Genomic DNA, 18,959 nt, shown 5'->3' on the forward strand with positions numbered 1-18,959 from the left:
GATGTCCTCCGCTTCGTCGCCCCACGCCTCGGAAAGTCCCGTCACGCAGGCTCCGCCTTGACGTTCTTTTCCTGCCAAGCCGCCCAGGTTGGCCGATCGATCTGGAACAGGTCGGTCGAGCGCGCGTACCAACCGTTGCCGTGCATGCGGGCGATCAGACGCAGCGCCTGCGTATCGATGTGACAGCGCTCCTTGTCCAGGATCACGGCATCGTCGATATGGGCGCGAATGATACGGCCGATGACGGCGGTCTGCCGTGGCCCCGTCACCAGCGAAGTGAGAACCCGGCATTCGAACGACACCGGCGATTCCGCAATGCGCGGCGGGCGCACCGCCTGGGAGGCAGCCGGCGTCAATCCGGCCAGCGCCAATTCGTCCACTTCGGGCGGCGCATCGATACAGGTGATGTTCATTGCCTCGGCGTTGCGCTCGGCAACGAGGTTCACGACGAATTCCCCGGAATCGAGGATATTCGCCGCCGTGTCCTTGAATCGCTGCGAACCCGCCAGCAACCCGATCGCGACGGTGGGCGGCTCGTGCCCCATCACGTTGAAGAAGCTGAACGGCGCGGCATTGATCACGCCGCTCGCGGAGAGCGTGGTGATCCAGGCGATCGGCCGCGGCGTCACCGTCGCCGTCAATATCTTGTAGCGGTTCTGCGCTTCCAGCGTCTCCATATCGAAGATCATGTTAGGCCTCTCAGATCGCCACCACGGGATGGCGCAGTCGGCCGATGCCCGTCACTTCGGCCTCAACCACATCGCCCGGCCACAACCATTCCTGCGGCGAGCGCCCGGCGCCGACGCCCTCGGGCGTGCCCGTCGCGATGATGTCGCCCGGCTCCAGCGTCATCGCGGCCGAAATATCGGCGATCAGAAGCGGTACCTTGAACAGCATGTAGCGCGTGTTGGAGCGCTGCTTTTCGACGCCGTTCACCGTCAGCCAGAGATCGAGCGCATGCGGATCGGTGATCTCGTCTGCCGTGACGATGCACGGCCCGGACGGCGCGTAGGTATCCTGCCCCTTGGAGTAGATCCATTGGCCGGCACGGCGATTGTCGCGGGCGCTGACGTCGATCATCACGCTGTAGCCGAACACGAAGCCAAGCGCTTCCGCCTCAGACACCCGCCGCGCCGTTCGACCCATCACGACGGCAAGCTCGACTTCCCAGTCGAGTTGCTTGGTAATCGCCTTGTTGTGATGAATGGCTTCGTCCGGCCCGATGATGCTGGTCGGCGGCTTGGAAAAGATGATCGGCTGCTTGGGCAGGTCCTTGGCAGTGTCAAGCGCGCGCGAGGACTCTGCGACGTGCTCGACATAGTTCAGGCCAATGCCGAAAATGTTCTTGCGCGGACGCGGGATCGGCGCCAGCAGCCTAACGTTTGCAAGCGGCAATGCAGCGCCGACCGGCCAATTATCCCTGCTCTCGTTCAGTATCTTCTTGAGCGCCGCCAAGGCCGGCGGCCCGAGATCGATGAAATCGAGCATCGACGACGGAAGGCAAACACCGGCATGCTGGCCAACCTTCTCGATATCCACGACGAGATCGTCAACGACATCGCCGAGACGGGCTGCGGCCTCGACCGTGCCGCGATAGGTAACGAGACGCACTGTTGCTCTCCTAGGATACAAGGGGCTGGCGGCCGCCATTATCGCCGAAGGCTTCCTCGCGATAGAGCCCGAGCGCGTGCATGACCGGCAGGTCGTTGAACGTGAAGAGGCAGGCGTCCTCGCTGGCGGAGCCGTTGACATGTTCATGCCAAGCCCAGGACGGAACACAGAAGATGTCGCGTTCCTTCCAGTCGAAGCGCTTGCCGTCGATGATCGAGTGACCGCGCCCCTTTGCGACCTGATAGATAAAGCTGCCGGTGTGACGATGCGCGCGGGTACTCTCGCCCGGCCGCAGCATCTGCATCGACGCGCCGATCGTCTGCATCACCGGACCGCCGGTCACCGGGTTGACGTAGTTCATGAGAACGCCGTCATACGGCGAGCCGTCGGCGGCCTTGGCGTAGCGCTGCAACGCCTCGTAGGTCGGTCCCCATTCATACTTCAATAGCGGCGAATATCCCTTGGACCATTCGGCGCCCGCCGGGCGCAGGCCGGGATTGCCCCAGGTATGCGTCATGTCGTCGACGGGATAACCGACGCTCTGCTGCAGGTTGGGGTGAACCACATAGAAATTGGCTTCAAGCGTGTTGACGAGGGGAATGTCGAGACCATCCTGCCAGATGCACGGCGTGCCGTCGCTGGAGACGCCGTGTTCGTGCCAGGTGCCGTTCGGCGTCAGCACAAAATCGTTGGCGCCGAGCGTCATCTTGTGACCATCGACGATCGTGTAGGCGCCCTCGCCTTCCATGATGAAGCGAAGCGCAGACGCCGAATGGGCGTGGGCGGATGCGACTTCGCCCGGACGCATGACCTGCAAGCCGGAATAAAGCCAGCCGACCGCGGCGGCGTGCTCGCGGCGTCCGGGATTATTCAGATAGATGACGCGGCGCCCGGCCTTCTCGGGCGACACCAGTTCAACCGAACGCAGCACATGCGCGCGTAGGTCCTCATAGCGCCACAGCACCGGGACGGAGGACGATTTGGGCTGCCACGGCTCGATCTTGTTCGCGACCGTCCAGAGTGCGCCCGCCTCCAGCCTTTCGAGCTCGTCGTAATAGGCGAGCAGCTCAGGCGTATCCTCGACATTGGCCCGTCCGGCTACATCTTCCCGGTGGTTTTCATGCGCTTTCGTTGCCATGTCACCCTCCTGTGGGTTGGCGCCGCTTCCGGCGTCGCATTGTCAATCATCTAGTCAGGCATCATTGCGATCGCCTGGATTTCGACCTTTGCGCGGTCCTCGACCAGCCCCGATATCTGCAGCGCCGTCATGGCCGGAAAGTGCCGACCCATGACATCGCGATAGACGACGCCGATTTCCTTCAGGCGCGCCGAATATTCCTTGCGATCGAGCAAGAACCAGGTCATCGACACGACATGCTCGGGCGCCGCGCCGCCGGCGCGCAAGACCGCATCGACGTTCTTCAGGGTCTGGCCGATCTGCTCCACCAGATCATCGGACTCGAACTTGCATTGTTCGTTCCAGCCGATTTGGCCGGCGACGAAGATCATCTTGCCGCGCGCCGCGATGCCGTTCGCGTACCCCCTCGGCTTGGCCCAACCGGGTGGCTGCAAGACCTCGAACATTTCATACCCCCGTAGCAGGACCCGACTGAACGCCGTTCGCTAGACCGCCTTCAGGACGTCACGCCCGATGATGAGTTTCTGGACTTCGGTCGCGCCTTCATAGATGCGCAACGCGCGTATCTCGCGGTAGAGCTGCTCGACGACCTCGCCCGAACGCACGCCGCGGCCGCCGAACATCTGTACGGCGCGGTCGATCACCGCTTGCGCGGTTTCGGTCGCGACCATTTTCGCCATCGCCGCTTCTCGGGTCGTGGACGCTTTCTGCACGTCGCGCCGCCACGCCGCGCGGTAGGTGAGAAGCGCGCTGGCATCGACACCTGCGGCCATGTCGCCGAGGGCTGCCTGCGTCAATTGCTGGTCGCCCAGCACGCCGCCGAACATCCGCCGTGACAGTGCATGCGCCACTGCCTCGTCGAGCGCGCGGCGGGCAAAACCCAGCGCGGCGGCGGCAACAGATGCGCGGAAGATATCGAGGGTGCGCATCGCAATCTTGAAACCTTCACCCGGCGAACCCAACAGCCGCGCCGCCGGAATCCGGCAGCCCTCGAAACGCAGCGTCGCCAGCGGGTGCGGCGCCATCACATCGATGCGATCGGCAATCGAAAAACCGGGATCGTCCGGCAGCACCACGAAGGCCGAAATGCCGCGCGCGCCCGGCGCCTCGCCGGTTCGCGCAAACAGCGTATAGACGTCGGCAATACCGCCGTTTGAAATCCAGGTCTTCTCGCCGTTCAGGATGTAGTGATCGCCTTCACGACGGGCGCTGCAGGCCATGGCGGCAACATCGGAACCGGCTTCCTTCTCCGACAAGGCAAAGGCAGCGACCCATTCGCCACGCCGCGCCTTCGGCAGCACCAGCGCGCGCATTTTGGGAGAACCGGCAATCGCCACTGCGCCGGTGCCAAGTCCCTGCATCGCGAAAGCGAAATCGGCGAGCCCGCTGTGCCAGGCCAGCGTTTCCCGCGCCAGACAAATCAGCCGGGAATCGATCACCGCATCGGGCTGATCGCCCGCAACCGAGGCCTCCAGCAGTCCCGCCGCACCAAGTCTGCGAACCAGCGAGCGGCAGGTCTCGTCGACGTCACCGCCGTGCGTATCGCCAAGATCGGCTGCAAATGCGTCGAGTGCGGCAGCGTATTCGCTGTGGCGGGAATCGAAGAACGGCCACGCGAGGTGTTCGCGAGACGGCCCGCGTAATGGCGAAACCGGTGTCATATCAGTCTCCCGCAAAGGCCGGTTTTGCGCACGCCGCCAAATGCAACGCGCGCCTCAATAATGTTTCATGGCTAAAATATCCTGTCAAGCGAACCGGCCGCCGATCGGAAGCTCGGCGCGTGTGCACGAAGTCCATGAAACAGGCTAGAACCGCACTCATAATGCGCGTGAAGCGTTTTGCGGCCTCAGAACTTGCGGGTCCGATTGACATCATTTTTGTTTGATGTCTAAAATTATATTCGATCATCCGGAGTTCCGGGCGAGCCCTCAGGAGGCGAGCATGGCAGAACGCTCTTTCGCGCGCGAAGTGGAAGACCTGAAGCTCGGCGCCGGCCAGGAATTTCGCGGCGAAGGCATCCTCGCCATTACCAAAGCACTGCTCGAATGCGGCGTCAGCTATGTCGCCGGCTACCAGGGCGCGCCGATCTCGCATCTGATGGACGTGCTGTCGGACGCGCAGGATATTCTCTCCGACCTCGGCGTGCACTTCGAATCCAGCGCCAGCGAGGCCACCGCCGCGGCGACGCTGGCCGCCTCGGTGATGTATCCGGTGCGTGGCGCGGTCACCTTCAAGGCGCCGGTCGGCATCAACGTCGCGTCCGACGCACTCGCCAACCTTTCCTCGGGCGGCGTGACCGGCGGCGCGCTGATCATCATCGGCGAGGATTACGGCGAAGGCTCCTCCATCATGCAGGAGCGTTCGCATGCGTTCGCAATGAAGTCGCAGCTCTGGCTGGTCGATCCGCGGCCGAACGTGTCCTCCATCGTCAAGGCCGTGCACGATTACTTCGAGCTATCAGAGGCGTCGAATACGCCTGTCATGCTGGAGGTGCGGATACGCGCCTGCCATGTGCATGGCCGCTTCGCGACCCGCGACAATGTCCGTCCCACCTTTCCGCTGGCCCGTGCGCTGGACCAGCCGTCGCGCGACACCAACCGCATTGTGCTGCCGCCGGCTTCTTTCCTGCACGAAAAGGAGAAGGTCGAGCATCGCTGGCCCGCGGCGGTTGAATTCATCCACGCCCGCGGCATGAACGAGACCTTCGACGGCGACATCGACGACATCGGCATCATCATGCAGGGCGGCATGTATAACGGTGTCATCACCGCGCTGCGCGAGGCCGGGCTTGCCGATATCTGGGGCGAGACACGCGTGCCGCTCTACGTGATGAACGTCACCTATCCGATCGTCGACCGCGAGGTGATCGACTTCTGCCGGGCTAAGAAGGCGGTGCTGATGGTCGAGGAAGGCCAGCCCGAATTCATCGAGCAGGCGCTCCACAAGATCCTGCGCAACGCGGACATTCCGGCCAAGCTGCACGGCAAGGACCTGTTCCCGATGGCCGGCGAATACACCGCTCAGGTCATGGGCGAAGCGATCGGCGCTTTCATCCGCCGCTGGCGCCCGGATGCGCTGCCGGATGCCGCACGCGCACCCAACATCGACCGTATCGAAGTTGACGACAAGATCCGCGCGTTGGCCGACGTGGTACCGCCGCGACCGCCGGGTTTTTGCACCGGCTGTCCGGAGCGGCCGATTTTTTCCGCGATGAAACTCGTGGAAAAGGAACTCGGCCCGCATCATATAGCCGCCGATATCGGCTGCCATTTGTTTTCGATCCTGCCGCCGTTCAATATCGGCGCCACCACGATGGGCTATGGGCTCGGCCCGGCGTCGGCCTCCGCCTTCAACGTTCCCGCGGGCAAGCGGCCGATCTCGATGATGGGCGACGGCGGCTTCTGGCACAACGGGCTCACTAGCGGCGTCGGCAACGCCGTCTTCAACCAGCACGACGGTGTGATCGTCGTGGTCGACAATTATTATTCCGCCGCGACGGGCGGCCAGGACATCCCCTCCTCGCGCGCCGACAACCGTTCGCGTTCGACCAAGCACCCGATCGTCGAGGCCGTGAAGGGCGTCGGCGCCAAATGGGTGCGCCAGATCGACCGCACCTATGACGTCACGCGCATGCGCGACACGCTGCGCGAGGCGCTGACGACGGAGGAGAAGGGTCCGAAGATCATTGTCGCCTCGTCGGAATGCATGCTGAACAAGCAGCGACGTGTAAAGCCGCTGATGGCGGCAGCCGCCAAGCGCGGTGAGCGCATCGTGCGCGAGCGCTTCGGCGTGGATGAAGACGTCTGTTCTGGCGACCACGCGTGTATTCGCCTGTCCGGCTGCCCTTCGCTATCGGTGAAGCCGACCAGCGATCCTCTCAAGGACAATCCGGTCGCCGCCGTCGACAATAGTTGCGTCGGGTGTGGCCATTGCGGCGAGGTCGCGGACGCCGCTGTCCTGTGTCCCTCCTTCTATCGCGCCGACATCGTTTCTAATCCGACCCCGTTCGAAACGCGGCTCGACCGCCTCTGGCAACGAATGATCGGCGCATTGCAGCGCTGGCGGGCGGGACGGCGCGTCACATTCGAGCAGGAGGCGGCATGAACGTCTCGGTCGCGCCCTCCACCGCCGCGCTTAGTCAGGCCCGCCCGATCACCGTTGCGGTGCTCGCGATGGGCGGCCAGGGCGGCGGCGTGCTGGTCGACTGGATCGTGGCGCTGGCGGAGCGGCGCGGCTGGTTCGCGCAATCGACCTCGGTGCCCGGCGTCGCCCAGCGCACCGGCGCCACGATCTACTACATCGAGATGATCGCGCCCGACACCAGCAATCCCGGTCGCCACCCCGTGCTGTCGCTGATGCCCGCGCCCGGCAAGGTCGACATCGTGATCGGCGCCGAATTGATGGAAGCTGGCCGCGCCATCCTGCGCGGGTTGGTCTCGCCTGATCGCACGCTGTTGATCGGTTCCTCCCACCGCTCGCTGGCAGTGATCGAGAAGACCGCGCCCGGCGACGGCACCGCCGACGCGGCGCAGGTCTATGAGGCGGCAAACGTTGCTGCCAACCGCTTCATCGCGTTCGACATGGCCGAGATCGCCGACGCTACCGGCAGCGTGGTCTCTTCCGTGCTGTTTGGCGCACTCGCCGGCTCCGGCGCCCTGCCCTTCACTGTCGAAGATTTTGAGGAAACGATACGCGCGGCAGGAGTCGGCGTCGATGCCAGCCTGCGCGCCTTCGCCGCCGGTCGCGAGCGCGCCGCCGCCATGCTCAAGCAGGATCCCAAGATCAAGCCTGTGGCGAAGCCGCCACTCGCAAAACGCTTTCCACGTCTCGAACCGATCGGCCAGCCCGGCTACGACGCGCTGGTCGCGCGGGCACGGCAGTTGCCACCGGAGGTGCACGGCATCGTCGCGGCCGGCCTGCAGCGCGTAGTCGATTATCAAGACCTCGCATATGGCAGCGAATATCTCGACCGGCTGGAAGCAATGCCGCGCGAGGCGACCGGTCTGCTGCAGGCTTTTGCAAAATACCTCGCCGTTGCTATGGCCTATGATGACGTCATCCGCGTGGCCGATCTGAAGACGCGAGCGGGGCGATTCGACCGGGTGCGCCGCGAGGTGCGCGCCGGCGACGAGCAGGTCCTCGCGATTACCGAGTTCTTCCATCCGCGGATCGAGGAACTGGCAGGTCTCTTGCCGCCGCTTCTCGGTGAAAAGATCGAGCGCAGCGACTGGCTCGCCCGGCTTGTCGACCGCGGACGCAAACTCCGTACGACCGCGCCATCGTCATTCCTGCTGCTGTATTGCGTGGCCGGACTGCGCCGCTTCCGCCGCCGCATGCTGCGGCACGCCCGCGAGATGCGTCATCTCGATGAATGGACGCAACGTATCAGGAAGTTCGCGGCACACGACATCGCGCTCGCGACCGCCGTGTGCGAGGCCCGCCGTCTCGTCGGCGGCTACTCGGACACGCATTCGCGCGGTGAATCGAAGTTCGACAAGGTCATGCTTGCGTCCGAGCGTCTGGCCGGCCGCCGCGACGCCGCCGAATGGGTGCAGCGGCTCACCAAGGTGGCGCTGAAGGACGCCGACGGTGCCGAACTGGACGGCGCGTTGCGCACCGTCGAGACACTGTTCGAGGACGCCTGAGGATGGATCAATTCGAAGTCGTGGTGTCGAAGGCCGAGGCGCTTACGTCGCGCATTCGCGAATTCGTGCTGACGCGCGCCAACGGTGCGCCGATGCCGGGCTGGTCCGCCGGCGCCCATATCGACGTCCATTTGCCCGATGTCGGCCGTCGCTCCTATTCGCTGATCGAGACGGCGTCGCCGCGCGCGGCCGAACATCCGACCGCCTATCGCATCGCTGTGCTGCAGGAAAGCAAGAGCCACGGCGGCTCCAGCTTTATGCACGGCCTCAAGACCGGCGATCGCCTGACGATTTCGCCGCCGGCGAACAATTTTCCGCTTCGAGCCGGCGCCGGCGAAGTCGCACTTGTCGCGGGCGGCATCGGCGTGACGCCGCTGCTTACGATGGCCTGCGAATTGAACACGGCGAAGCGGCCGTTCTCGTTCTATTACGCCGGCCGCAGCCGCAGCGAACTCGCCTTTCTCAGCGAGATCGAGCGGCTGGCCAGCGCCAGCGCGACCATCCACGCCGACGACGAAGCCGGCCGCTTCTTCGACCTTGAGGGCTTGATGCGCCGGCTCGCGCCTGACGTGCCGCTCTATCTCTGCGGCCCGCTGCCGATGATCGAGGCCGCCATCGCGCTGGCGAAGCGGCTGAACTGGCCGCAAGGGCGGCTGCACTTCGAAATTTTCACGGCGCCCGAAGAGAAGTCCGGGGACTCCGCCTTCGAGGTCGAACTCAAGAGCAGCGGGCGCATTTACGAAATTCCCGCCGGTAAGACCATCCTCGACGTGCTGCTCGAGGCCGGCGAAGACCCAATGCATGACTGCAAGCGCGGCGATTGCGGCATCTGCCAAACCACGGTGATCGCGGGCATTCCCGATCATCGCGACTACATCTTGAGCGAAAGCGAGAAGGCCTCGAACAAGGTGATGCAGATCTGCATTTCGCGCGCAAAAACCAAGCGACTCGTGCTCGATCTGTGATGGAGGAACGCATGACCCGATATGCCGGCAACCTCGCGGCAATTCGCGCCCTGGTCCGCGACCAGGAGGTTCACCGCGACGTCTATGTCAGCGAGGAAGTGTTCCAGCTCGAGATGGAGCACATGTTCCCGAATAGCTGGGTCTATGTCGGCCACGATAGCCAGGTCCCCAATCCCGGCGACTATTTCGGCACCACGATCGGCACGCAGCCGGTCTTGCTGGTCCGCCACACCGACGGGACGGTAAAGGTGCTGCACAATCGCTGCCCGCATAAGGGCACGCGCATCACGTCCGAGACCTGCGGCAATGCCGGAAAGTTCTTCCGCTGCCCCTATCATGCCTGGAGCTTCAGGACCGACGGCTCGCTGCTCGCGATTCCCTTGAAGAAGGGCTACGAGAACACCGGTTTCGAACAGAGCCATGCGGCGAGCGGCATGGCGCCGGTGCGCCATGTCCGCAACTATCGCGGCTTCGTGTTCGCCAAGATCAATGACGGCGGCCTCGATTTCGAGGAGTTCTTCGGCGAGAGCCTATCGAGCTTCGACAACATGATCGACCGCTCACCGGTCGGTCAGCTCAAGGTTGCCGGCGGCGTGCTGCGTTACATGCACAATTGCAATTGGAAGATGCTGGTGGAAAACCAGACCGACACCTGCCATCCGATGGTAGCGCACGAGTCCTCCGCGGGGACCGTGGTCGAGGTCTGGAAGAAGGCGCCGCCCGGCACCAAGAAACCGATGGCGGTCGAGATCATCGCCCCTTTCATGAGCCCCTACGAGTTCTTCGAGAACATGGGCATCCGGATCTGGGATAATGGGCATGGCCACACCGGCGTGCACCATTCGATCCATTCTGATTATTCGGCGGTGCCAGGCTATTTCGAGAAGATGACGGCCGCCTATGGCGAGGACCGCGCCAAGGCGATCCTCGGCGAAAACCGGCACAACACGGTCTACTTCCCCAACATCATGATCAAGGGTCCGATCCAGTTGTTGCGGCACTTCAAGCCGATCGCGGCCAACAAGACGCTGGTCGAATCCTGGACGTTCCAGCTCGTCGATGCGCCCGACATGCTGCTCGAGCGCACGCTGATGTACAACCGGCTCATCAATGCGCCAACCTCGATCGTCGGCCATGACGACCTCGAAATGTATGAACGCGCGCAGGAGGGCCTGCACTCGAACGGTAACGAGTGGGTGAACCTCCAGCGCCTCTACAGCCCCGACGAAGCCGGGCAGACCAACGTGGCGGTCAACGGCACCAGCGAGTGGCCGATGCGCCACCAGTTCCGGGCGTGGACCAAGTTCATGACGATGAGGATGTGACATGAGCATGCTCGCCGAGGCTCCCCTCAAGAATGCGATTCCCACCGATCAGGAATTGATCGACTTCGTCGTCCGCGAGGCGCGGCTGATCGATCAGCAGCATTTCGACGAATGGCTCGATCTCTACGCCGACGACGCTTTCTACTGGATGCCGCTGGAATGGAATCAAACCGATCCGCGGCTGACCTGCTCGCTGATGTATGAGGACAAGCTCTTGCTCTCGATCCGGGTCGAACGGCTCAAGGGCGCGCGGACGTTCAGCCAGAAGCCGAAGAGCCGCTGCCATCATGTGCTGCAGATGCCGCAGGTCGATTCGCGCGATCCCGCCACCAACAGCTATATCACCTGGACCCCGATGCATTACATCGAGACCCGGATGGACGAGCAGACACTCTTTGCGGCCTGGGCCACGCATCATCTCAGCGTCGAGGACGGCAGGCTGAAAATCAAGCTCAAGCGCGTCGACCTGATCAATTGCGATGCTGCCTTCGGCAACATCCAGCTCTTCATGTGAGGGAGGATGAACGTGGTCCATCACACGGCGATCGTGAGCGGCGGTAACACCGGCATTGGCGCTGCGATCGCGCGCGGCCTTCTTGCGGAAGGATATGACGTGATCTCGCTGTCGCGGCGCAAGCCGGACTGGAGCCATCCAAAACTCTCCTCTCGCGAGGTCGACCTGCTCGATGCGGCTGCGACACGCCAGGCGGCGGCAGAAATCGCCGTCAAGGTTGCTATCACTCATGTCGTGCACAATGCCGGCGCGATTCGCGCAAAGCCGCTGGAAGAGGTCGATGACGAGGACGTCGGCGCTTTGGCACAGCTCCATTTCGGCGCGGGAATCGCGCTGGTGCAGGCGGCACTGCCGAACATGAAGCAAGCCCGTTTTGGCCGCATCGTGCTACTGTCCTCCCGCGCCGCGCTCGGCGCCGCCACCCGCACGGTCTATTCGGCCACCAAGGCCGGCATCATCGGCATGGCGCGGACCTGGGCACTCGAGCTCGCTCCGTTCGGGATCACCGTCAACGTCGTCGCGCCGGGCCCGATCGGCGATACCGAGATGTTCGAGAGCGTGATGTCTCCGGAATCCGAACGCGCGAAAAAATTGGCGCAATCAATTCCGCTCGGCCGGCTCGGCAAATCCACCGACGTCGCCCGCGCGGTCAGTTTCTTCAGTTCACCGGATGCCGACTTCATCACCGGACAGACGCTTTACGTCTGCGGCGGAGCCAGCATCGGGTCGATTTCCATCTAGCTCGGGGTGAGATGCCAGCGATGGACGCCACGGTCAAACGAAAGGCTCGATCCCCCAAGGGCGCGCGCATGCAGCCGCTGCAGCCGGTCGAGCCAGGGCACGAATCCGACGGCGCGCATCTCGAATTGCGCATCTGGCTACGGCTGCTTTCCTGCTCCACCCGGATCGAGAAGGCGCTGAACGCACGACTGCGCAAGGAGTTCAACACCACGCTGGCTCGCTTCGACCTTTTGGCACAGCTCGCCCGCAAGCCGGCAGGCGCGACCATGTCCGAGGTCTCCGAGCTCTTGATGGTCTCGAACGGCGCTATCACCGCGCTCGTGCAGAAGCTGGAAGCCGACGGCTTTATCCATCGAGAAGTCGATTCCGAAGACCGCCGCACCTTCCGCCTGCGCCTCTCGCAGGAAGGCGCAAAGGAGTTCGGCCGGATGGCACGCCGGCACGAGGAATGGGTGATCGCCCTGATCGGCGAGCTGTCACCCGTCGCGCAATCGGACCTGCTGCAACATCTGACCCTGCTCAAGCGCCGCCTCGACAAGCACGCTTGATGCGGTTGCCGGGCGGCACGATCGCAAGGACCACTGGTCCAGGCGTGAAATGAGTGCGTTCAAGCCAGCCTTTTGCAAACGTTAACGGTGGCGCGCAAGCAGCATGCAGTCTCGGGTTGCATCTTAATAGAAACCCGGCTCTTGGAGCGCACCGCAACTGCAGTAACGGAGGCGACCATGTTTACGACTGCGCGCTTCCCGGGTTCGACGCGCGATATTTAGCGCGCTCCGGGATTCAATCCCGGACGAAATCATAAAACCCTCTACTGAATCGAATCTGCGCGGGCCTCCTGGTCCGCGCTTGCGGAATTGTGTCATGACCTCGAATCTCGTGCTGGCCCCTCGCCAGGGGGCCGGGCGTTCCGATCTGCTGGAACGTCGGCTTCGGCGATATCATCCCCGCTTTCTGGGAGCGGTGCGCGCCCTGGCAATGCGGCACTCGCGCATTGCGGACCTCGCCGCGAGCTTTCCCGCGCTGCTCTTCGCGCTCGCCGTTCCGCGGCCTGGGCTCGATCCTGCGCTCGCACTCGCGCGCGTGCTCGGCGGTGTCGCCCTCGCGGAAGCGGCAGCGGCCGCCGAACTGCCGCTGTGGCTGCGAAAACTGCCGCCAGAGGCACTCGCGCGTCCGATCCCGCGGCTGCCCGACAGCGAACTGTTTCGTCGACAGATCGCAAACCACCTGCCGCGCTCTCCCAAGCTTGCGCCGAGCTGGCTACAAACCCTGGCTGATGTTGCCGAGCTCGCGCATGAGTCGGCAGCGGTGTGGATCGCACGCGAGCTTGTGCGCGAGCCTCGGCGCGTGAATCCTGCTCGATTGCGGCTCATCAGTCTCTGGGCATGGTTTTCCGGCCAACGAGCAACATTCGGGCACGAGTTGATCGGCCGCCCGTGGACGCCGGAAATACGCATGGGCCAGGCCCTTGAGGCCGCGGACGACTGGCGAACAATGATCGCGTTGCATGTGAACCTTGGCCATCAGCCAATCACCGACATGGGGCTCCAGCCCGCGCAGGTGGCTGGGTACGATTTCCTGCCTTTGACCTCGATCGCCGCCATCGCCGAAGAGGCGGAAGCCATGAAGAATTGCCTCAAGACCTATGGCTACAACTTGGCACACAATCGCTCGCGGGTCTGGAGCGTGCGGCAGAACGGCGAACGATTGGCTACGCTGAACGTTGCCTGCCGCTATCGTGATCCGCTGCCGAACGTCGTCGAACTCAAGGCCGCCGGAAACGCAGACGTCACGCGCGAGCTGTGGTGGGCGGCGCGCCAGTGGCTGCACTTGCATGAGTTGTCGCAGATCGACATGAAGCGGCGCAAATGGGACACGGCACCGCTCGATCGCGCCATGTGGCTGTCTCTTTGGCGGCCGTATTGGCTCGCCAAGCGCCGCATCCCTGATTGGCTGCCGATCGCGCCGTCGCGCGTCGCGCTTGAAGGGCTATGAGTTGCGATCGCCTTGCGGAGACGCGAGCCTGTGCCTGAAGAACGCCGTATCTCGTCGCGGGCTGCGATTGTCGGCTGGCCGGCCCGGCGCGTCTCGGCGACATGCGGCGTTTCACCAATTCAGTTCGTGCAACGGATCAGGCTGGAGACCGCGCGATTGCTGCTTGAGACCACGCGCCTGTCGGTCGACGAGATCGCGCGGAGGGTCGGATATGCCGAGCCTTCCACGCTTCGCCGGCTGATCCGGCGCGACACAAAACATCCGCCGGGGCATTTTCGGCCGGTCGCCTGAGCGTCTCCCTCGCCCGCGATGCCGCCAGCCTCAGTAGCCCAGGATGGCCTTCACCTCGAGATATTCTTCAAACCCGAAGATTCCGAATTCGCGCCCATTGCCGGACTGCTTGTAGCCGCCAAACGGCAGGCTGCGGTCGAACGGAGCCCCGTTGAGGTAGACGCGCCCTGCGCGGATACGGTTGGCGACTGTGCGAGCGCGGTCGGGATCGCCGGACTGCACGAAGCCCGCCAAGCCGAACGGCGTGTCATTGGCGATTTCGATTGCCTCATCCTCGGTATCATAGCTCATGATTGACAGCACGGGGCCGAAGATCTCCTCACGCGCAATCTTCATCAGCGGCGTTACGTCGCCGAAGACGGTCGGACGGACATAATACCCGCGGTTGATTTCGGCAGGCCGACCCGTTCCGCCGGCCACCAGCGTTGCTCCCTCATCAATGCCGGACTGAATAAGATCCTGAACTTTCTGAAATTGCGCCTGGCTCACCAGCGGCCCCATGGTGGATACGGGGTCGAGCGGATCTCCCAGGCGAATACTGTCGACCGCCTCACGCGCCGCCTCGAATGCCGCGTCCCGCTGCGCGCGCGGAATCAGCATGCGCGTGGGAGATTGGCAGTTCTGGCCGGCGTTGGTGTAACAGGCGTGAACGCCCTGGATCACAGCCGCTTTCAGATCGGCATCGGCAAGGATGATGTTGGCGGATTTGCCGCCCAATTCCTGCGCGACGCGCTTGACCGTATCCGCCGCAAGCTTGGCCACTCTGACACCAGCCGTCGTCGATCCCGTGAACGACACCATGTCGATCTCGGGATGGGCGGCGATCGCCTCGCCCACTGTGGGACCGTCGCCGTTGACGAGATTGAAGACGCCCGCCGGCACGCCGGCGCCGTCGACGATCTCGGCGAACAGCATCGCGCTGAGCGGCGCGATCTCGCTGGGTTTCAGGACGACCGTGCAGCCGGTTGCGAGCGCCGGCGCGACTTTGGAGGCAACCTGGTTCAGCGGCCAGTTCCACGGCGTGATCAGTCCGCAGACACCGATCGGTTCACGGCGGATGATCCCGTTTCCCATCCGCTGCTCAAACTTGTATTGCGCAAGCACGCGCGCGGCTTCCTCGAAATGAAACAGTGCGACGGTCGCCTGACGCTCCGTCGCAAACGTGATCGGTGCGCCCATTTCGAGCGTCATCATCCGCGCCAGTTCCGGCAGGCGCGTTCTGAAACCCTCGATGATCTTCTGTAGCCAGGACAGGCGTTCTTCGATACCCGTCTCGGAATAGGTCGCGAAGGCGCGGCGCGCTGCCTTGGCGGCCCGATCCACATCGGCCCCTGAACCCAAGCTGAAGCGTGCAAAGATCTCCTCGGTTGCAGGATTGACGATTCCAAGCGTTGACGGCGCGGCCGGATCGACCCAGGCGCCGTCGATATAGAATTTCAGTTTTTCCATTGTTCTCTTTTCACGATGTCCGCACAGCGGCGTAGTTGCTCCGTCAGAGGTGCCTGCCCTCGTCCACCGGCACCACAATTCCCGTCGAACTGATCAGGTTGACGATGCTCATCGCCTTGCCGATGCCTCTGTTGCCGCCTGTGACGCTTACTGCATCGCAATCTTTGCCGCCTCGATCACGGGGCGCCATTTGTCGCGTTCGCCATCGATAAACGCCTTGAGGTCTTCCGGTATGCCTCCGACGCCTTGCAGCGAATTTTGTTCGAGAATGGTCTTGCCCTTGTCGCTCTTCAGAAAGGCGTTTACCGCCTTGTTTACCTTCATCACGATCTCAGGCGGTGTACCGGTCGGAGCCACGATCGCGTACCATGCGGTCGCCTCGAACCCCTTGAATCCCGCTTCCTGCACCGTCGGTACATCGGGCAGTTGCGCGACGCGCTGACTTGTCGTCACGGCAAGCGCACGGATCTTTCGATCAGCCACCAGCGGCAGATAGGTCGGCATGAAATCCATCGCGACGTTAACTTGTCCGCCCAAGAGGTCCGTGATCAGCGGCGCCGAGCCGCGATAGGGCACGTTCGTCATCTCCACGCCGGCAAACTGCTGGATCAGCGCCGAGGTAATGTGCCCGAGCGTTCCGTTGCCGGGATGACCGACATTGATCTTGCCCGGGTTCTGTTTGGCATAGGCGATCAGGTCGGGAAGCGTCTTCGCTGGAAAGTCTCGCGTCGCCGTAATGATCATTGGAGACTTGGCGACGAGTATGACCGGCGTGAAGTCTCGCTCGGAATCGTAAGCCAGGCCCTTGTACATGAACTTATTGAGCGCGATCGGCGCCGGCGTCCCGAACAGCCATGTATGGCCGTCTGCCGCCGCTTTGGCGACCGCCGCCCCACCGAGATTACCGCCCGCCCCCGCACGGTTTTCGACGATGAACTGCTTGCCGAAATCTTCGCTCAACGCGTGGGCCACGGCGCGCGCCAGCGTGTCAACGGCAGCGCCGGCCGGGAACGGCACGATCATGGTGACCGGTCGGTTCGGCCACTCCTGGGCTGCGGCGCGGTGACATGGCGCAATGGCAAGTGCAAGGCCTATGAGGCCGAAAGAGAGCAGGCGCATGTTTCCTCCCCAGCTGTGCGCAGGTCCCGCGTGGCACCAGCGCTTATTCTCCGGCAAACTTGTCCAGGCCCTTGCGGACCAGCCATTTGGATAGTTCGTCCGCAACGGCTTCGTTGTTGAGATCGGCAAAGGCGATGTGCGTGTTGCCATGCAGCCCCGCATCGGGCAGCAGCAAGACCTCGCAATCTCCGCCGTGACGATTGACGATGTCGCAGAAGGTCCGGGCCACCTTGACCGAGGTGGCCCAGATCGGACGCGTGTCGGTGTAATCGCCGAACACCATCTGGATCGGGAACTTGGTCAGCTTCTTGAACTCGACGAGGAGCACGGAATTGGGGCCGTACGGCGCATCCGGCTTCGGCTCGGGCCCCTCGCCCACCGGGAAGACGAAGCCTGGTGTTTCATAGGCGACAATGCCCTTCATGTTGTCGCTCTTTGCCTTCAGCGCCGACAACAGCGCGCGCCAGCCGCCCGCGGAATTGGTGACGGCAACGACGGGACCGATCTTGTCGATCGCCTGGCCGCCGGCCTCCGCCTGCAACACTGCGTTCTCGAGCGTATCGAACTCGTCGTAACGGGCGCGCGTCGCCTGATTCCAGGCTTCCTTGTCGGCCGTCGGAAACTGCAGGCCCGGATGCCAATTGAGATAGGTCAGACCGAAACGCCAGGCGGCAAAATTGCGCTGATCGAAATAATCCGGCGTGTAGGTGATCGGCTCGCAACTCCAGTTCGCGCGGCCGACGCGCGGGCCGTCCCACAAGTAAACAGGATAGCCCTTGCGCAGGAAGATGCTCTTGTAGCCTTCGCCGCTGTCCCAGCGGTTCTCCCACACCTTGGTGCTGGAGCTGTGCCACATGATCAGGCCGACGCTGCGCCTTTTCGCGGGGATGAAGTATTCGACGTAACCATGGTCGCAGGAAAGCGTCTGGCTGGGATCGCCGGGCTTGGCGACGACCTTGCCGCCCACTTCATACGCGCCCGTCGATTCCAGGATGATCGGCGGCTTCGGCGGCTTGCGCTGCTCTTCCGCGACTGCGGTGTGGTTTGCTCCTATGAACAGCAATGCCACCACCAATGGCATGGCTCGCGATATGCTGAGGTCCATCAGCGCGTCACCGTCGCGATCTACCCGTTCCATGCTGACTTCCTCCCCTGGGCCCAGCCGCTTTTTTGCGGTCTTTGCGCTTGTCCGCTAAGCGGCGTCTTGCGCGGTCGACTGCATCACCGGAAGGTTCAAAAACCGCGCCGCGTTGTCGCCGATGAGCTTCCTGATCGCGGGCCGCGGCATCTGGAGATCGAGCAGGATCTGGGTGACGCTGCGGAAGCCGTCGACCGGACGCTGCGACCCCTGCAGTCCGAGATCGGACGACAGAATCGTGTTGTCGACGCCGGCCACTTCGATCAAGTGCGCGAGATCATCCGGGCTGTACTTCAAGGATTTGCCTTCAATGAACATACAGATCGAATGCTCCATCTTGACGCCGCGCGCGACGAGCTGGCGGATGTCGGTGTCATTGCAGCCGACGATGTAGGTCGGATGGTTGACCATCATCTTCTTGACGCCGCGCCGCGCCGCCTCATCGAACAGGATGTGCAGTTCGCTGGCCGGCAGGTGACCGCCGGCCAGGATAATGTCCGCCTCGGCAATGAGATCGATGACCTTCCTGGTGTCGTCGGTGAGCTTGCCGTTGGCATCGAGCGCGGAAAGCGGGATCGGATCGAGCATTTTTTGCGAGGTCTTCGGAAACGTCGAGTTTCCTGCGGCCATGGCTTTGATGTGGTTCGCGGCCGACAGCGTCGGCATCCAGACGATCTTGCCGCCGAGCTTGATCGTATGGTCGACCGCATGCGGGTTGATGCCGCCCGAGGCATTGTTCAGCACGATGCCGGAGAACAGCTTCACATTGGTTTCGGGAAACAGCTTCTCCAGCAGTATCGCGTGCGCCATCCCGGCATAGAAGTGATCCTTGTAGAGCACGGCGCGGAACTTCGCTTCCGCCGCATCGAGTAGCTCCTCGTGATGATCGAGGATGCGCGGCATGGCTGCCGGGCCGCTATGGCAGTGCAGATCGATCGCGCCGACCAGGAGCTCGGCGACTTCTGCCGCCCGGGATAGCGGCGGCAGCGGCACGGTGTTTGGGTAGGACACTTGCTTGTCGGCCATGG

General features: G+C 63.3%; 18 protein-coding genes. 9 read left to right on the forward strand and 9 right to left on the reverse strand.

Features of this window, described 5'->3' with window-relative positions; genetic code table 11:
* Positions 1-41 precede the first annotated feature (41 nt).
* Genes IVA95_RS33770 through IVA95_RS33790 form a run of 5 tightly spaced genes read right to left on the reverse strand, consistent with a single transcriptional unit; the run spans position 42 to position 4,410 of the window.
* Positions 42-689 carry a flavin reductase family protein gene (locus tag IVA95_RS33770; RefSeq protein ID WP_247514437.1) on the reverse strand — a complete coding sequence of 216 codons (648 nt, stop codon included), beginning with the start codon at positions 687-689 and terminating at the stop codon, positions 42-44.
* A gap of 10 nt (positions 690-699) precedes the next feature.
* Positions 700-1,611: a fumarylacetoacetate hydrolase family protein gene (locus IVA95_RS33775; RefSeq protein WP_247514438.1), complete on the reverse strand. Its 912-nt coding sequence runs from the start codon at positions 1,609-1,611 to the stop codon at positions 700-702.
* Positions 1,612-1,621: 10 nt separating this feature from the next.
* A complete protein-coding gene (locus IVA95_RS33780; protein WP_247514439.1) occupies positions 1,622-2,749 on the reverse strand; it encodes a cupin domain-containing protein in 1,128 nt (375 codons plus the stop codon).
* Between the two features lie 50 nt (positions 2,750-2,799).
* On the reverse strand, positions 2,800-3,195 hold the full coding sequence (locus IVA95_RS33785) for a RidA family protein (RefSeq protein ID WP_247514440.1): 396 nt from the start codon (positions 3,193-3,195) through the stop codon (positions 2,800-2,802).
* 39 nt (positions 3,196-3,234) lie between these two features.
* Positions 3,235-4,410 carry an acyl-CoA dehydrogenase family protein gene (locus IVA95_RS33790; protein WP_247514441.1) on the reverse strand — a complete coding sequence of 392 codons (1,176 nt, stop codon included), beginning with the start codon at positions 4,408-4,410 and terminating at the stop codon, positions 3,235-3,237.
* Positions 4,411-4,690: 280 nt separating this feature from the next.
* Here IVA95_RS33790 and IVA95_RS33795 point away from each other — a divergent pair, with 280 nt between their 5' ends.
* From IVA95_RS33795 to IVA95_RS33835, 9 genes are all read left to right on the forward strand, one after another.
* Positions 4,691-6,853: an indolepyruvate ferredoxin oxidoreductase subunit alpha gene (locus IVA95_RS33795; protein ID WP_247514442.1), complete on the forward strand. Its 2,163-nt coding sequence runs from the start codon at positions 4,691-4,693 to the stop codon at positions 6,851-6,853.
* Positions 6,850-8,394 carry an indolepyruvate oxidoreductase subunit beta family protein gene (locus tag IVA95_RS33800; protein ID WP_247514443.1) on the forward strand — a complete coding sequence of 515 codons (1,545 nt, stop codon included), beginning with the start codon at positions 6,850-6,852 and terminating at the stop codon, positions 8,392-8,394. The genes IVA95_RS33795 and IVA95_RS33800 overlap by 4 nt, the downstream gene beginning before the upstream one ends.
* Before the next feature lie 2 nt (positions 8,395-8,396).
* A complete protein-coding gene (locus tag IVA95_RS33805; protein ID WP_247514444.1) occupies positions 8,397-9,359 on the forward strand; it encodes a PDR/VanB family oxidoreductase in 963 nt (320 codons plus the stop codon).
* Positions 9,360-9,370: 11 nt separating this feature from the next.
* On the forward strand, positions 9,371-10,684 hold the full coding sequence (locus IVA95_RS33810) for an aromatic ring-hydroxylating dioxygenase subunit alpha (protein ID WP_247514445.1): 1,314 nt from the start codon (positions 9,371-9,373) through the stop codon (positions 10,682-10,684).
* Between the two features lies 1 nt (position 10,685).
* Positions 10,686-11,198, forward strand: a complete 513-nt coding sequence (locus tag IVA95_RS33815; protein WP_247514446.1) for an aromatic-ring-hydroxylating dioxygenase subunit beta — start codon at positions 10,686-10,688, stop codon at positions 11,196-11,198.
* A 6-nt stretch (positions 11,199-11,204) separates the two neighbouring features.
* Positions 11,205-11,939 (forward strand): SDR family oxidoreductase, encoded by a 735-nt coding sequence (locus tag IVA95_RS33820; protein ID WP_247514447.1) that lies wholly within the window; start codon positions 11,205-11,207, stop codon positions 11,937-11,939.
* Between the two features lie 20 nt (positions 11,940-11,959).
* Complete coding sequence (locus tag IVA95_RS33825) at positions 11,960-12,487, forward strand: MarR family transcriptional regulator (protein ID WP_247514448.1); 528 nt, start codon at positions 11,960-11,962, stop codon at positions 12,485-12,487.
* A gap of 535 nt (positions 12,488-13,022) precedes the next feature.
* A complete protein-coding gene (locus IVA95_RS33830; protein WP_247514449.1) occupies positions 13,023-13,934 on the forward strand; it encodes a hypothetical protein in 912 nt (303 codons plus the stop codon).
* Between the two features lie 30 nt (positions 13,935-13,964).
* Positions 13,965-14,225, forward strand: a complete 261-nt coding sequence (locus IVA95_RS33835; RefSeq protein WP_247514450.1) for a helix-turn-helix domain-containing protein — start codon at positions 13,965-13,967, stop codon at positions 14,223-14,225.
* Between the two features lie 30 nt (positions 14,226-14,255).
* Here IVA95_RS33835 and IVA95_RS33840 read toward each other — a convergent pair whose 3' ends face one another.
* The 4 genes from IVA95_RS33840 to IVA95_RS33855 form a co-directional block, all read right to left on the reverse strand.
* Positions 14,256-15,674, reverse strand: a complete 1,419-nt coding sequence (locus tag IVA95_RS33840) for an aldehyde dehydrogenase family protein (RefSeq protein ID WP_247514451.1) — start codon at positions 15,672-15,674, stop codon at positions 14,256-14,258.
* Between the two features lie 147 nt (positions 15,675-15,821).
* On the reverse strand, positions 15,822-16,793 hold the full coding sequence (locus IVA95_RS33845) for a tripartite tricarboxylate transporter substrate binding protein (protein WP_247514452.1): 972 nt from the start codon (positions 16,791-16,793) through the stop codon (positions 15,822-15,824).
* Between the two features lie 43 nt (positions 16,794-16,836).
* A complete protein-coding gene (locus IVA95_RS33850) occupies positions 16,837-17,931 on the reverse strand; it encodes an alpha/beta fold hydrolase (RefSeq protein WP_247514453.1) in 1,095 nt (364 codons plus the stop codon).
* Positions 17,932-17,985: 54 nt separating this feature from the next.
* The gene (locus tag IVA95_RS33855; protein WP_247514454.1) at positions 17,986-18,957 is read right to left on the reverse strand and encodes a DUF6282 family protein; all 972 of its coding nucleotides are present in this window, start codon (positions 18,955-18,957) and stop codon (positions 17,986-17,988) included.
* Positions 18,958-18,959: the final 2 nt, after the last annotated feature.

Source organism: Bradyrhizobium sp. 157 (assembly GCF_023073815.1).
Classification (GTDB): domain Bacteria; phylum Pseudomonadota; class Alphaproteobacteria; order Rhizobiales; family Xanthobacteraceae; genus Bradyrhizobium.